This is a genomic window from Streptomyces cadmiisoli, assembly GCF_003261055.1.
Lineage (GTDB): Bacteria > Actinomycetota > Actinomycetes > Streptomycetales > Streptomycetaceae > Streptomyces > Streptomyces cadmiisoli.
On the sequence record NZ_CP030073.1, the window covers coordinates 7,872,372 to 7,887,327 of the forward strand.

The window sequence follows — 14,956 nt, forward strand, 5'->3', positions numbered from 1 at the left end:
TCGGCAATGGGGTCAGCGCGGGCGCAGCGTCTGCTCCGCCGTGCGCGTCACGGCCTCCGCCACCGCCGCCAGGGCGGGGGAGTCGAGCTTCCACTGCTGCCAGTACAGCGGGACGTCCACCGCCCGGTCGGGCGCCAGGTGCACGAGCCGGCCCGAGCGCAGCAGCGGTTCGGCCTGGACCTCGGGCACCATTCCCCAGCCGAGGCCGGCGGCGACCGCGTCGACGAATCCCTCCGAGGTGGGGACGTAGTGCCGCAGCGGGCCCGCGCCGCCCGCGCCGCCCAGCAGTCTGCGCACGAACCCGTCCTGGAGGTCGTCGCGCCGGTCGAAGACCACCACCGGCGCGTCCGGCAGCGCCTGTTCCACCGGTCCGCGCAGGTACCGTCCGGCGAAGTCCCGGCGGGCCGCGGCGACGTAGCGCATCGTGCCGAGCGGATGCACGGAGCAGCCCGCCACCGGCACGGACGACGACGTCACCGCGGCCATCACCAGACCCTCGCGCAGCAGCGCCGCCGTGTGGTCCTGGTCCTCGCGGCGCAGTTCGAAGCAGAGCCGCAGTTCGGCGGGTACGCGGGCGAGCGCGGGCAGGAACCAGGTCGACAGCGAGTCGGAGTTCACCGCGATCGACACGCGGGTCGGCTCCCCCTCGCCGCTCATGCCGAGATCGGCGCGCGCGTCCCGCTCCAGCCGGGCCAGCTGCCGCGCCAACCGCACCACGACCTCACCGGACTCCGTCGGCCGCACCGGCTTCGTGCGCAGCAGCAGGACCCGTCCGGTGCGCTGCTCCAGAGCCTTCACGCGCTGGCTGACCGCCGAGGGCGTCACGTGCAGGGCGGCCGCCGCCGCGTCGAAGGTGCCCTCGTCCACCACGGCGAGCAGGGTACGCACCTGGTCGAGCGGTAGCTCCGCTGTCATCCGCGCCGCTCCGTTCCTCAGGCATGCATTAGCTGCATTAAGGATACGTAAGAATCTTTAGCTGTACCTCTTGTGATCGCTTACGTAGCGTCGAAGTCATGTCCCAGGCTCTTACCGCCGCCGCCGCAGGATTCGGCACCGGCCTCTCGCTCATCGTCGCCATCGGCGCCCAGAACGCGTTCGTCCTGCGTCAGGGCGTCCGCCGGGAGGCGGTCCTCGCCGTCGTCGGCATCTGCGCCCTGTCCGACGCCGCCCTGATCGCCCTCGGTGTCGGCGGAGTCGGCGCGGTGGTGGTGGCCTGGCCCGGCGCGCTGACCGCGGTCGGCTGGATCGGCGGCGCCTTCCTGCTGGGGTACGGCGCGCTGGCGGCGCGCCGCGCCCTCCGGCCCGGCCGGGAGGCCGCCCTGCGCACGGACGGGGAGGCCGCGGGGTCGCGCAGGCGGGCGGTGCTCACCTGTCTGGCGATGACCTGGCTCAACCCGCACGTCTACCTCGACACCGTCTTCCTGCTCGGCTCCGTCGCCGCCGACCAGGGCCCGTTGCGCTGGACCTTCGGCATCGGGGCCGCCACGGCCAGCCTGTGCTGGTTCGCCGCGCTGGGGTTCGGGGCCCGGCTGCTCGGCCGCTGGCTGTCCCGCCCGGCCGCCTGGCGGGTGCTGGACGGCCTCGTCGCCGCGACCATGATCGTCCTCGGTGTCACGCTCATCGCCGGAAGCTGACCGCACCGCGCCGGCCGCCGGACCCGGCTGCGATAGTGATGCCCCGATCCGAAAGATGTAGTGAACAACCAGGACACACGTGGACACGAGCGAGAGCAGCCCCGAACCGCAGACCGCGACCCCGGTCGAGGCTGCCCGCGGCGGCTGGCGCCGCTGGGCGATGGACACCCGGCCCCTGCGGCGCCCCGCCTACCGGCGGCTGTGGGGCTCGACCATCGTCACGGCGGTCGGCAGCCAGCTGACCGCGGTGGCCGTGCCCAAGCAGATCTACGACATCACCGGCTCGTCGGCCTGGGTGGGGTACGCGAGCCTCGCCGGCCTGCTGCCGCTGGTGGTGTTCGCGCTGTGGGGCGGCGCGGTCGCCGACAGCATGGACCGCCGCAAGCTGCTGCTGATCACCAACAGCGGTATCGCCGTCACCTCGGTGCTGTTCTGGCTCCAGGCGCTCGCCGGTCTCGACTCGGTCGCCGTGCTGATGGTCTTGCTCGCCACGCAGCAGGCCTTCTTCGGACTGAACGCGCCCGCCCGCAACGCCTCCATCGCCCGGCTGGTCCCCGAGCACGAACTGGCGGCCGCGAACGCCCTCGGCTCGACCGTGATGCAGACCGGCCTGGTCGCCGGCCCGCTGCTGGCCGGCGCCCTCATCCCGGTCATCGGGCTGCCCGAGCTCTATCTCATCGACGCCCTCGCCCTGTGCTTCGCCGTCTGGGCGGTCCTCAGGCTCCCCGCGCTGCCGCCGCTCACCACGTCGTCGACGCGGCGCGCCGGGCTGCGCGAGATCGCCGCGGGGTTCCGTTACATATCCCTGCACAAGGTCCTGCTGCTGTCCTTCCTCGCCGACATCGTGGCCATGGTCCTGGGCATGCCCCGGGCCCTGTTCCCGCAACTGGCCGCGCAGACCTACGCCCCGTACGGGGAGGGCCTCGCCCTCGGTCTGCTCTTCGCGGCGATCCCGTTCGGCGCCGTGGCGGGCGGCCTGTTCTCGGGCACCTTCTCCCGGGCCCGCCGGCACGGCTGGATGGTGATCGGCGCCGTGGTCGCCTGGGGTGTCGCGATCACCGGCTTCGGGCTGAGCACCAGTCTGTGGGTCGCGGTGGCGTTCCTGATCGCCGCCGGTGTCGCCGACATGGTCTCGATGGTGTTCCGCGGCGCGATCCTGCTGTCCGCCGCCACCGACGAGATGCGCGGCCGTATGCAGGGCGTCTTCACCGTCGTCGTGGCGGGCGGCCCACGGCTCGCCGACGTCCTGCACGGCACCGCGGGCTCCGCCTTCGGCCCGCGTACGGCCGTCGTGTGGGGAGGACTGCTGGTCGTGGGCGTCATGCTGGCGCTGGCCGCGGCGGTCCCGGACCTGCGCCGGTACCGCGTCTGACCGGAAGGCCCCGGACCTACAGACCGCCGCCGCGCCGGCGCACCGTGTACTGCTCCATCAGCTGGCCGCGGGTCATCTCCAGCCGGTGGGCGAGGATCTCGGCGACGGTCCGCACCAGCAGCATGCCGAGCTGGGGGTCCTCGTCGCACAGCGCGAGCACGGGCTCCGCCTCGAACTCGTAGGCGCGCACGGGGCTGAAGGCCACCGCGCCGAAGTCCCACCGGTGCGGCGGGAACAGCCAGGACCAGCCCAGGAGATCGCCCGAGCCGAGACTCGCGACGGTCACCCGCTGGACCGACGTGACCTGCTGGTCGAGCGAGACCGCCCCGGAACGGATGACCCAGAAGCGGTCGGCCGTGCCGCCCGCCTCGAAGATCCGGGTGTCCTCGGCGAAGGACACCTCACGGCCGACTTCCATCAGGCGCCGGCGCTGCGGAGGGGGAAGGGCGGTCAGCAGTTTCGTCGCTTTGGTCATGGCGCGGAGCTCCTCGCCGGCGATCGGTCCCGGTGCTGTTCCTATGCCCATTTCAGCCGCTCGGGGCGCGCCGAGCACCTCGGCGGCTCCGGCACCGGGCGCGCGACGCGGTGGACGACCGCCCGGTGGGCATGAAAAAGCCCTGGCTGGACGGGGGAGGCCAGCCAGGGCCGTTCGCGGTGATGTGCGGGGGACGCTGCGGTCGACCCCGTTCATCACGTATGGATGAACGATAAACCATCACAGGGTGATCGTTGAACATGAAACCCGGGCAGGTGACCTGTTTCACTTCGGCCCCACCACTCCCGCGAGGGCGCGGCCCGGAGCGGGCCGGCGGCGGGCGGTGGTGCGCAAGTGCCGTCCCGTACGCCCGCGTCCGAGGCCGAGGTCAGCCCACCTCGGCGTGCCGGCCGGGGGTGAGGATCTCGTCCAGCACCTTCAGCACGACCTCGTAGGCCAGCCCGCGCGCGGCCGCGTCGCGGGCGGCGTCCGGGTCCTCCGCAGCCAGGGCGGCGCCCCGCGACCGCCACGCGCCCCGCTGCTGCTCCGCGAAAGCCCTGCCGCGCCGGATGCGCCTCAACAGTTCGTCTGAGTCCACGACATCGGTCATGTCCTCCGCCTACCCCCGTGGTCCGGATCGATGACCAGAATCCGGGACCCATGAGGTGCGCCCGGGGTGTTTGGCGGGTCCATCCGGGGTCAGCCGAACAGTGCGGGCGAAGCGGGCGAACGTACCCCGTTTCCATGTGACTCAGGAGTTCTTCTCGACCATTCGATCCAACAGGGAGGGAAAAGTGAGTGCGCAGCACTGGACCGAGCCCACCGGCGAACCGACCGGCCAGGGTCCCCCCGCGCCGGGCGGGATGTCTCGCCCCGCCGACGTCCGCCGGGCCGTCCGGCACGCGGTCGTGAGCCGCTGCCGGACCACCGGCACACCCTGTGACGAGGAGGTGCTCGCGGACGCGCTGCTCGTCGCGTCGGAGCTGACCTCCAACGCCATCCTGCACGGCGGCGGCATCACGGACGTCGACGTGGACGTGGACGGCCGCGGCGTGCGGGTCTCGGTCAGCGATCGCAGCGAACGGCTGCCCGTCGTCGCGGCCGGGGCCGACGCGCAGGAGCGATTCCGTCCCGGCGGCCGAGGCTGGCCCATCGTGTGCCGGCTGGCCCGGGACGTCATGGTGGCCGGGCTGCCGTCGGGCGGCAAGCGCATCACCGCCGTCGTGCCGCTGTGCTGAACGGCGTCGGCACGGCGGGTGTTTGCCGCCCAGGCGCCGGGGCAGGCGCACTTTCGTGCTTCGGACCGGAGGCGCGCCCGTGGGGAGCGGTACGCGCTCCGGGGTCTCCGGGATTCCGGACCGCCACCCTTCCCGCGGAAGTCCCCTGAAGTCCCTCAGAAGACCGTTCAGGAGCGAATCCGCATGCTGATCGACATGTCGACAAGCCGTCACGGAACCTCCGACCGCTCCGCCGCGAGCCGGCGTCGGCGCCGGCGCCATGACGACGCTCCCGACACCGCCCGCCTGTTCACCCGTCTGCACGGCCTGGAGGAAGGCCCCGAGCGGGACGCCGTGCGGGACGAACTCGTCACCGTCTGGCTGCCGATGGCCCATCGCATCGCGGGCCGGTTCCGCGACCGCGGCGAGTCCCTGGAGGATCTGCGCCAGGTCGCGGCGCTCGGCCTGGTCAAGGCCATCGACCGCTACGACCCCGACCGGGGCGCCTTCGAGAGTTACGCGGTTCCCACCGTCACCGGTGAGGTCAAGCGGCACTTCCGGGACCGGATGTGGGCGCTGCGCGTGCCCCGCCGGGTCCAGGAACTGCGCAACAAGGTGCGGGTCGCCCGCCGGGAGCTGACCCAGAGCCCTGGTGCGCCCGAGCCGTCGGTCGCCGACATCGCGGCCCACACCGGCCTGACCGAGGACGAGGTCACCGCGGGGATGGAAGCGCTGGAGAGCTTCAGCACCCTCTCGCTCGACGCCGAACTCTCCACCGAGGACGGCTACAGCCTGGCCGACACCCTCGGCGCGCCGGACGCCTCCTTCGACGTCGTGGTCGACCGCGAGTCGGCCAAGGCGAGCCTGCGCAACCTGCCGGAGCGCGAACGCGCCATCCTCTACATGCGCTTCTTCGAGGACATGACGCAGAGCCGGATCGCCGACCTGCTGGGCATCTCCCAGATGCACGTCTCCCGCCTGATCAGCCGCAGTTGCGCCCGGGTGCGGGACGAGGCCATGGGACGGCGCGGCGCGCGCCGCGGCGACACCGCGGCCTGACCCGGCGCCACGTCGGGTGGCGCCACGTCGGCCGGGGCCGCGCCCGCTGCGGGTGGCGCCACGTCGGCCGGGGCCGCGCCCGCTGCGGGTGGCCCCGGCGGGCGCGGCCCCGGCGCTGTCTCACCCGGCCCGGCCCGTCCCGTCGACGTGGGCCCGCACCTGCTCGGGCGTCAGATACGCGTCGGTGTACTCGAAGTTCTTCAGCTTGGCGGCGCGGCGGGCCTGGAAGCCGGTGCGGACGAAGTCGTCGCCGGCCACCGCGTTGAGCAGCCAGTTGGTCATGACCCGGGTCTTGGCGACATTGGTGCGCAGCGCCGACCAGTGGTAGCCGCGGGCCACGGCCTGGGCGGGCAGCCCGCGCAGTTCGACCCCGAGCGGCTTGGAGACCGCGTCGCGCCCGCCGAGATCGACGACGAGCCCGAGGTCCTTGTGCACATAGGGCTTCAGAGGCTGGGCGCGCAGCGTCGCGATGACGTTGTCGGCGACCTTCTTGCCCTGCCGCATGGCGTGCTGGGCGGTGGGCGGGCAGACCGCGCCCTCCTCGCCCTCGGCCAGATCGGGTACCGCGGCGGCGTCACCGAGCGCGAACACGCCGTCGTGCCCCGGCAGCGTCATCTCGGCGTTCACCGCGAGCCGCCCTCGCACCGTCTCCGCGCCCAGCGTGGCGATCAGCGGGCTCGCCACCACGCCCGCCGTCCAGATCAGGGTGCGGGTGGGCACGACCCGGCCGTCGGTGAAGGTCACCTCCTCGGGGCCCGCCTTGGCGATGGAGACGCCCAGGGAGACCTCCACTCCGCGCCGGCGCAGGATCTCCTGCGCGCTGAGGCCGAGCTTCTCGCCCAGTTCCGGCATCAGCCTAGGCGCGATGTCGATCAGGTGCCACTTGATCAGGCCCGGATCGATCCGGGGATACCGCCTGACGGCGCAGCTGGTCAGACGCTGCAGACAGGCCGCCGTCTCGGTGCCCGCGTAACCGCCGCCGACGACCACGAACTGGAGGCGGGAGGCGCGCTCGGCGGGGTCGTGGCTGGCGTCGGCGAGGTCCAGCTGCGAGATGACGTGATCACGGACGTAGGCCGCCTCGGCGAGCGACTTCATGCCGAAGGCGTTGTCCAGGAGCCCGGGGATGTCGAAGGTGCGGGTGACGCTTCCGGGCGCCAGCACGATGTAGTCGTACGGCTCGTCGACGATCTCGTCCGTGATGGTGCGGATCACGCACACCTTGGCCTTCAGGTCCACGCCGATCGCTCCGCCCGGGATGATCCGCGTGCGGTACTTGCTGCTGCGGCGCAGTGACACGGCGATGGACTGCGGTGTCAGCACACCGGAGGCGACCTGGGGCAGCAGCGGCAGATAGAGCTGGTAGGCGAACGGCGTCACCAGGGTGACGGTGGCCTCCTCGGGGGAGAGCCGGCGTTCCAGACGCCGTACGCACTCCACCCCCGCGAAGCCCGCGCCCACCACCAGGATCCTGGGTCGTGTCACGATGTTCTTCCCTTCCGCGGTTCCGGGCGGTTCGATCCCGACGCCATGCGCGTGCCCGTTGATCGCGGCTTCGCACCTCATCGATCCCATCGCGCCCGGAGCCGCCGCGCCAGTCGGGCACGGCAGGCAGCTGTACGGCCGGAGCACCAGGATGCACGCACGGGCCGTGAAACGCGCCGGAGGGAAGTGAACGAGCCGGTGCGCACGATGCCTTGACGGGGCAATGGTCCAGTCCTACGGTCTGGCAGTGTTCATCCTTGGAGTCATCGTTCACGTACATGACCAGTGCGTGATGGTGCCCGACCCCCCACCCCTCTGAGGAGGCAGGATGCACGCACGCCTGCGCACACTTGTCGTGACCACGGCGGTCTGCGGCTCGTCGCTGCTCGCCGCCCCGCACGCCCTCGCCGAAGTGGAGCCCGGCGGCTGGCAGTCGGTCTCGCCCACCCACACCGTCCAGGAGCGCGGCTGCGGACAGGTCGACGGCCTGACGTTCCGGCTCACCTGCTCGACCGCGAGCGGAGACCAGCGAGCCGAACGCCGCTACGCCACCTACACCGGAGGGACCCGCCAGTTCGAGGGCTCCTTCCGCGTCACGAGCCTCAGCGGCACCCGGATCAGCCTGAAGCAGACGTTCCACGAATCGGGCTCCGGACCGTACTTCATGCTCGCCGTCGAGCGCGGCGGCAGGCTGTACGCCGTGCACGGCGGCGCCACCCTGTCCACCGCGGGGACCGTCGGGGCGACCGTGCGCGTGAACACGGTTCACGAGGTCGGCCGGGAGCACCGCACGTACATCAACGGCTCGCTCAAGCACACCTACGCCAGCCCCGGCGGCAGCTTCTACGACAAGTTCGGCGCCTACCGCACCAACAGCGGCAGCGGTCCGGCCACCGTCGAGTGGAGCGGCATCCGCTTCTGGCGCAAGTAGCGGCCGCGGTATGCCCGCGAGGACGCTTCGCGCAGCGCCGGCAGTGCTGTTCCTGGCACTGGCACTGCCGGCCTGCTCGGCCACGGCCCCGACGCCGGCCCCGTCGCAGCCGCTGCGGGCCGCGCTCGTCACCCCGACCGACATCGACCTGAACTGGACGGACGGCCGTCCGGACGTGGCGGGCCATGTCCTGGAGTTCGCCACCGCCGAGACCGGCCCCTACACCCCTCTCCAGTACCTGGCCCGGCACGTGACGACGTACCGTCACCCCGACCTCATGCCGCACACGACCTTCGTCTACCGGCTGCGGGCCTACCGCGGCCCCGCCTCCGCACCGGTCCGGGTCGACCTCCCGCCCGGAAAGCCCACCGCGGCCGACGAGAACTCCCCGCACGACTGGCTGCCGCCGCGGGACCGCCCCGGCCCGCGCGGCGCCCGGCACGCGCTGCGGACCGGCTCGGCGGCGCCCGGCGAGCTGAGGGCCGTGATCAAGCACGCCAACGGCATCCACTTCACCTGGCGGGACAACTCCTCCGACGAGGACGGCTTCCTGCTGGAGATCCGCAGGACCGGGGGCGGCGCCTACGAGCCCGTCGCGGTCCTCGACCCGGACGTCGACTCCACCGGGCTGATCACCCTGCCGGACGAGAAGCACGCGTCGTACCGGGTGCGCGCCCTCGTCCTCGGTGAGCGCTCCCAGGCAGTCCGGCTCACCACCGGGGAGTAGCCGCCTCACCAGGGCATGAACGCGTGCACGTCCTTGCCCTGCTCATCGGTCACCACGCTGACCTGGTCGCACAGGGCCTGCATCAGGTGCCAGCCGATGCCCCCGCCGCCCTGGCTGGGCCGGAACGGCCGCGGCTCGGGCGCCGTGCTGCTCGTGTCGTGCAGGGTGACATGGACACCGTCGTAGGTGCGGCGTATCCGCAGCCGGAACGGTCCGGGCGCGTACTGCACCGCGTTGGCGGCCAGCTCCGTCACCACCAGCAGCACGTCGTGCCAGTGCTCCCGGGAGGCGGGCGGGGAGACCCGCGCCAGGTCGCGCAGATATCTCTCCGCGACCAGGCGCGCACCCGTGACATCGTGCGGCTCGCCCGCGAACCCGGTCGTGCAGGGCGGGATGCCCTGGGCGGGCAGTGTGTCGTCCCAACGCGGCTCGGTTGCCATGTCGCCCTTCCAGCCCTTCCTCTTACAGGGCTGTCCCCGTCTCTCAGTGTCCTCACTTGTGTGGGTTCCCGGGCGCGCCGAGGCTACGCGTCCGACGGCCGGCCGGTCGGCGGTCTCAGCGGAAGACGTTGTCGTCGGCACTCTCAGCGGAAGACGTTGTCCGAGTCGTCCCATCCGGCGGGTTCCTCGGGAACACCGCTCCCGGACGGCCGCGAGCGCGTCTGGTACATCACGTCGATCTCTGCGGCGTAACGCTCCACGATCGCGTCCCGGCGCAGCTTCATCGACGGCGTCAGCAGCCCGTTCGCCACGTCGAACGGCTCGGGCAGCAGACGGAACACCCGGATCGACTCCGACCGCGACACCGTGCTGTTCGCCGCCGCGATCGCGCGCGCGACCTCCTCGCGCAGCGCGTTCTCCTCCCGGGCCTCGCGCACCGACGCGTCGCCCTGCATCATCAGCCCCGCCTGCCAGTGCGCCAGGAACTCCGGGTCCAGGGTGATCAGGGCTCCTACACAGGGCCGGTTGTCGCCCACCACCACCGCCTGGTGAACGAGCGGATGCATCCGCAGCCGCTGCTCCAGCGCGGCCGGGGCGACACTCTTGCCGCTGTTCGTGATGATGACGTCCTTCTTGCGGCCGGTGATCGTCAGATAGCCCTCGGAGTCCAGCCGCCCCAGGTCGCCGGTGGCCAGCCAGCCCGCCCAGAGCGCGGCCCGCGTGGCCATCCGGTCGTGGACGTAGCCCTGGAACACCGCCGGGCCGCGCACCATGATCTCGCCGTCCGCGGCGACCCGGATCTCCATGCCCGGCAGCGCCTGCCCGACGGTGCCGGACTTCTCCCGGCCGAGCGGCTGCATGGTGAGCCCGCCGCTGGTCTCGGTCAGCCCGTACCCGTCGTGCACATAGATGCCGATGCCCTCGTAGAAAAGGGACAGTTCACGGCTGAGCGGCGAGCCGCCCGACGTCGCCCGGCCCACCCGGCCGCCGAACGCCGACCGCAGCCTGCGGTACACCGTCCGCTCGTACACCGCGTGTTGCAGCCGCAGATCGAGTCCCGGCCCCGACCCCCGGCCCAGCCGCTGCCGTTCCGTGGCCGCGGCGAAGTCCCGGGCGGTCTCCGCGGCCCGCTCGAACAGCGCGCCCCGGCCCGACTGCTGCGCCGCCCGCAGAAAGTTCTTGTAGATCTTCTCGAACACCGACGGCACGCCGTAGAAGTAGGTGGGCCGGAAGCTGCGCAGCGCCGACGACATGGCCTGGGCGCTCAGATCGGGTTCGTGGCCCATCAGCAGTCCGCCGCGGATGCACAGGCCCTGGATCATCAGGCCGTACACGTGGGAGAAGGGCAGGAAGGCCAGGATCCGGCCCTGCTCGCCGGGCGGCGCGGCGGTGTGGCCCCAGCCGGCGAGGAGCGTGTCGCAGGGGCTCGCCAGGCCTCGATGGCTCAGGGCGCAGCCCATCTGCCGGCCCGAGGTGCCCGACGTGTACGCGATCACCGCGGTGGCGTCGGGCAGCACGATCCGGCGCAGCGAGTCGACCGTGGCCGCCGGGAGGAACTCGCCCCGGGCGGCCAGGTCCTCCAGCGCGCCCGCGTCCAACTGCCACACGTGCCGCAGCCCCTTGAGCGTGGCGCAGACGGAGCCGACCGTCATGACGCCCTGCTCGTCCTCGACCACCACGGCCACGCAGCCGGCGTCCCGCAGGATCCATTCGACCTGGTCGCGTGAGGACGTCGGATGGATCGGGACGACCTCCGCCCCGACCGTCCACAGGGCGTAGCTGAGCACGGTCCACTCGTAACGGGTCCGGGCCATGATCGCGACGCGGTGACCGGGCGAGATGCCCGACGCGACCAGGCCCTTGGCCAGATCCACCACCTCGTCCCGCAGTTCGACCGCGGTGATCTCCTCCCAGACCTCCGACGAGGGATCGGAGCGGTGCGCGATCAGCGGAAGGGTGGGATTCCGGGCCGCCGTCTCGAAGAGACTGTCGGCCAGCCCGCCGGTGAGCGGCTGGACCGTCGCGGGAGCGAGGGCGAAGTCGCGCATGCGCTGCTCCTGAGGTGTACGGGCTGTGACTCCGCCGACGAGCACTGTTATCAACGGTGGTCGAATGTAGCCCAGGTGGGACCGGTTCGTGCCACAAACCGAGAACTGAATCCGTCTTGTTGATCTCGGTGGCTCAGCCCTGCGTGCGGCGTACGCACTCCACGACGACGTCCCGCAGCCGCCCGGTGCGTTCCAGCAGCTCACGCTGTACGCGGGCGCCGTTGCCGTGCCGCAGCAGCGCCTCGCAGGACGCCCGCGCGAGATCGAGGTCCCCGCTGTCGGCGAGCGCGTCCCCGGTGTGCTCCAGCAGCGCCCGGACGACCGTTTCGGCGGGCGCGGGGCGCAGCGCCGCCGGGTGGAGGAGGTCCCCGGTCAGCCCCGAGCGGGCGGCCCGCCAGGCCGCCAGCCGGAGCAGGCTCACACTGTGCCCGGCCGGCTCCCGCCCGGCGCGCCATTCGCGCGCGGCCGTCTCGACCAGCCCCCGGGTCAGGACCGCGATCAGGACGGCGGTGTCCGCGTGCAGACACACGTCCGCGACCCGGACCTCCACCGTCGGATAGCGACGGGACAGCCGGACGTCGAAGTAGACCATCGCCTCGTCGAGGACGGCACCGGTGGCCACCATGTCCGCGACCCGCCGGTGATAGCGCGCGGCCGAGCCGAACACCTCCGTGGGCCCGGCCGACGGCCAGCGCTGCCAGACCCGGCTGCGGTAGCTGCTGTAACTGGTGTCCGTGCCCTGCCAGTAGGGGGAGTTGGCGCTCAGCGCCGACAGCACCGCGAGCCACGGGCGCATCCGGTCGATCACCGCCACGCCCTCCTCGTCGTCCGCGACCGACACATGGACGTGACAGCCGAGCACGAGCTGTTCCTGGGTGGCGATCCCGTACTGCCGCGCCATCCACTGGTAGCGCCGGTTCTCGCCGACGGAGGGGCTGACGGGCAGCGGCGACGTGGCGAGCGCCGCCACGGTGCAGCCGATCTCGCCGGCGTGCCGGGCGGCCTCCTCGCGGCACCGGCCGATCTCCGCGCGGAGGGCGGCCATGTCGGACTGCGGGTGCGTGGCGAACTCCAGCATCTGCTCGTGGAGTTCCTTCTCGAACACGTCCTGGTCCGGTTCCTCCTGCGCGGCCTGGGCGAGCACGGCGGCGGACCGGGCCCGGGGGTCACCCGTCTCCGGGTCCACCAGGAGGAGTTCCTCCTCCACTCCGACGGTGCGCACCTGATGCGGCCCTTCCACGACCCTGCACGGCGACGGAGGACTCCCGTCGTACGTCCCCGACTGCCCTCCACGGCCGTTCGGACACCTGACTGCCGGGATCCGGTCCGTTCAGACGGGCCGCAGCCAGACCGTGGCGAGGGGCGGCAGGGTCAGCCGGATGCTCGTGGGGCGTCCGTGCGCCTTCTGCGCCTCGGACTTGAGGGGGTCGGGGTGGGTGATGCCACTGCCGCCGTAGGCGAGGTCGTCGGTGTTGAGGACCTCCCGCCAGGCCGGGACGTCGTCCGGGACACCCACCCGGTAGTCGTGGCGGACCACCGGGGAGAAGTTGCTGACCGCGAGGAGCGCCTCGCCCTCGGCGTCCAGACGCAGGAACGCGAAGACGTTGTCGTCCGCCGAGTCGCACGCCACCCACTGGAACCCCGCGGGGTCGGTGTCGCGCTGCCACAGCGCCGGGGTGCGCAGGTACCGGGAGTTGAGATCGCGCACCAGGTCGCGGACGCCGCGGTGGTCCGCCTCGGCGGCGTACTCGGGGTCGAGCAGCCACCAGTCGGGACCGTGGGCCTCCGACCACTCGCCGCCCTGCGCGAACTCCTGTCCCATGAACAGGAGCTGCTTGCCCGGATGGGCCCACATGAAGCCGAGGTACGCACGGTGGTCGGCGCGCTGCTGCCACCAGTCGCCGGGCATCTTCGACACCAGGGCCTGCTTGCCGTGGACGACCTCGTCGTGCGAGATGGGCAGCACGTAGTTCTCGCTGTACGCGTAGATCATCGAGAAGGTCATCTCGTGGTGGTGGTACTTGCGGTGCACCGGCTCGTGGCTCATGTACTGGAGCGAGTCGTGCATCCAGCCCATGTTCCACTTCAGCCCGAAGCCCAGCCCGCCGCTCTCGGTCGGCCGGGTCACCCCGCCCCAGGCGGTGGACTCCTCGGCGATCGTCACCACTCCCGGCACCCTCCGGTACAGGGTCGCGTTCATCTCCTGGAGGAACGCCATCGCGTCCAGGTCCTCCCGACCGCCGAAGACGTTCGGGGTCCACTGGCCCGAGTCCCGTGAGTAGTCGAGGTAGAGCATGGAGGCCACCGCGTCCACGCGCAGGCCGTCGATGTGGAACTCCTCGCACCAGTACACGGCGTTGGCGACGAGGAAGTTGCGCACCTCGGTCCGGCCGAAGTCGAACTCGTACGTCCCCCAGTCGGGGTGCTCGGCCCGCTGCGCGTTTCCGGGCTCGTACAGCGGGTCCCCGTCGAACCGGGCCAGCGCCCAGTCGTCCTTCGGGAAGTGCGCCGGCACCCAGTCCATGATCACGCCGATGCCGGCCCGGTGCAGCGCGTCGACGAGGTACCGGAAGTCGTCGGGGGTGCCGAGCCGGGACGTCGGGGCGTAGAAGCCGGTGACCTGGTAGCCCCATGAGCCCCCGAAGGGGTGCTCGGCCACCGGCATCAGCTCGACATGGGTGAAGCCGAGGTCCTTGACGTACGCCGGCAACTGCTCCGCCAGCTCGCGGTACGTCAGGCCCGGCCGCCAGGACGGCAGATGGACCTCGTAGACCGAGAACGGCGCCTCGTGCACCGGAGTGTCGCCGCGATGGGCCAGCCACTCCTGGTCCCGCCACTCGTGGTGCGCGGCCGTCACCACGGACGCCGTCGCCGGCGGCACCTCCGTGCGCCGCGCCATCGGGTCCGCCTTCAGGAACCGGCCGCCGTACTGGGAGGTGATCTCGAACTTGTACCGGGTGCCCTCGCCGATGCCCGGCAGGAACAGCTCCCACACACCGGACGAGCCGAGCGACCGCATCGGGAAGGCCGTGCCGTCCCAGCAGCAGAACTCCCCGGTGACCCGGACGCCCCGGGCGTTCGGCGCCCACACCGTGAAGCGGGTGCCGGTGACGCCCTGGTGGGTCATCGGCTCGGCGCCGAGCGCCTGCCAGAGCTGCTCGTGCCGGCCCTCCCTGATCAGGTGCAGGTCGAACTCACCCAGGGACGGCAGGAACCGGTACGGGTCATGGGCCTCGTGCTCCTCGTCCCCGTAGGCGACGAGCAGCGTGTAGTCCGGGACGGTCTCGGCCGGGAGCAGACAGGAGAAGAGACCGTCGCCCTCCGGGGCCAGCTCGATCCGCTCCCCGCCGGCCAGCACGCTCACCGAGCGGGCGAACGGCCGCAGCGCCCGTACGGCGATCCCGCCGGGGACGGGGTGCGCGCCCAGCAGGGCGTGCGGATCGTGATGGGCGCCCGCCAGCAGGCGCTCGCGGTCGGCCGGGTCCATGGGCGGTGCGCCGCGGGCCGCGTCCTGTGCGGACGGGAGCGGGCCCGAGGGCTCCGGGATTGAGGTGTCGTGCAGCGCCAC

14 protein-coding genes are annotated in these 14,956 nt (G+C 72.2%); 6 read left to right on the forward strand and 8 right to left on the reverse strand.

The features are described 5' to 3' along the window. Positions 1-12 precede the first annotated feature (12 nt). Complete coding sequence (locus DN051_RS34725; RefSeq protein WP_112440610.1) at positions 13-915, reverse strand: LysR family transcriptional regulator ArgP; 903 nt, start codon at positions 913-915, stop codon at positions 13-15. Positions 916-1,013: 98 nt separating this feature from the next. Between DN051_RS34725 and DN051_RS34730 the strand changes: the two genes are divergently transcribed. Together DN051_RS34730 and DN051_RS34735 are read left to right on the forward strand one after the other, a co-directional pair. Next, entirely contained in the window at positions 1,014-1,634 is a 621-nt protein-coding gene (locus DN051_RS34730) for a LysE/ArgO family amino acid transporter (protein WP_053761882.1), read from the forward strand. Positions 1,635-1,713: 79 nt separating this feature from the next. Further along, entirely contained in the window at positions 1,714-3,006 is a 1,293-nt protein-coding gene (locus DN051_RS34735; protein ID WP_053761883.1) for an MFS transporter, read from the forward strand. 16 nt (positions 3,007-3,022) lie between these two features. Here DN051_RS34735 and DN051_RS34740 read toward each other — a convergent pair whose 3' ends face one another. Both DN051_RS34740 and DN051_RS34745 read right to left on the reverse strand, forming a co-directional pair. Then, positions 3,023-3,481 (reverse strand): cyclic nucleotide-binding domain-containing protein, encoded by a 459-nt coding sequence (locus DN051_RS34740; RefSeq protein WP_053761884.1) that lies wholly within the window; start codon positions 3,479-3,481, stop codon positions 3,023-3,025. Positions 3,482-3,869: 388 nt separating this feature from the next. Continuing rightward, entirely contained in the window at positions 3,870-4,091 is a 222-nt protein-coding gene (locus DN051_RS34745; RefSeq protein WP_112440612.1) for a hypothetical protein, read from the reverse strand. A gap of 253 nt (positions 4,092-4,344) precedes the next feature. Between DN051_RS34745 and DN051_RS34750 the strand changes: the two genes are divergently transcribed. Further along, the gene (locus DN051_RS34750; protein WP_112442620.1) at positions 4,345-4,719 is read left to right on the forward strand and encodes an ATP-binding protein; all 375 of its coding nucleotides are present in this window, start codon (positions 4,345-4,347) and stop codon (positions 4,717-4,719) included. A 183-nt stretch (positions 4,720-4,902) separates the two neighbouring features. Continuing rightward, a complete protein-coding gene (locus tag DN051_RS34755) occupies positions 4,903-5,757 on the forward strand; it encodes a SigB/SigF/SigG family RNA polymerase sigma factor (RefSeq protein ID WP_112440614.1) in 855 nt (284 codons plus the stop codon). 120 nt (positions 5,758-5,877) lie between these two features. Here DN051_RS34755 and DN051_RS34760 read toward each other — a convergent pair whose 3' ends face one another. Then, entirely contained in the window at positions 5,878-7,242 is a 1,365-nt protein-coding gene (locus DN051_RS34760) for an NAD(P)/FAD-dependent oxidoreductase (RefSeq protein WP_234388977.1), read from the reverse strand. A 328-nt stretch (positions 7,243-7,570) separates the two neighbouring features. Between DN051_RS34760 and DN051_RS34765 the strand changes: the two genes are divergently transcribed. Together DN051_RS34765 and DN051_RS34770 are read left to right on the forward strand one after the other, a co-directional pair. Next, a complete protein-coding gene (locus tag DN051_RS34765; protein WP_053761888.1) occupies positions 7,571-8,173 on the forward strand; it encodes a hypothetical protein in 603 nt (200 codons plus the stop codon). 10 nt (positions 8,174-8,183) lie between these two features. Continuing rightward, positions 8,184-8,900 carry a fibronectin type III domain-containing protein gene (locus tag DN051_RS34770; protein ID WP_112440616.1) on the forward strand — a complete coding sequence of 239 codons (717 nt, stop codon included), beginning with the start codon at positions 8,184-8,186 and terminating at the stop codon, positions 8,898-8,900. Positions 8,901-8,905: 5 nt separating this feature from the next. Here the strand turns inward: DN051_RS34770 and DN051_RS34775 are convergent, their stop codons facing one another. The 4 genes from DN051_RS34775 to glgB form a co-directional block, all read right to left on the reverse strand. Continuing rightward, entirely contained in the window at positions 8,906-9,340 is a 435-nt protein-coding gene (locus tag DN051_RS34775; RefSeq protein WP_112440618.1) for an ATP-binding protein, read from the reverse strand. Positions 9,341-9,483: 143 nt separating this feature from the next. Further along, complete coding sequence (locus tag DN051_RS34780; RefSeq protein ID WP_112440620.1) at positions 9,484-11,388, reverse strand: AMP-dependent synthetase/ligase; 1,905 nt, start codon at positions 11,386-11,388, stop codon at positions 9,484-9,486. 133 nt (positions 11,389-11,521) lie between these two features. Then, positions 11,522-12,610, reverse strand: coding sequence for a glutamate--cysteine ligase 2 (locus DN051_RS34785; RefSeq protein ID WP_053761892.1), 1,089 nt, complete (start codon positions 12,608-12,610; stop codon positions 11,522-11,524). A gap of 108 nt (positions 12,611-12,718) precedes the next feature. Continuing rightward, on the reverse strand, positions 12,719-14,956 hold the full coding sequence (glgB, locus tag DN051_RS34790; RefSeq protein ID WP_053761893.1) for a 1,4-alpha-glucan branching enzyme: 2,238 nt from the start codon (positions 14,954-14,956) through the stop codon (positions 12,719-12,721).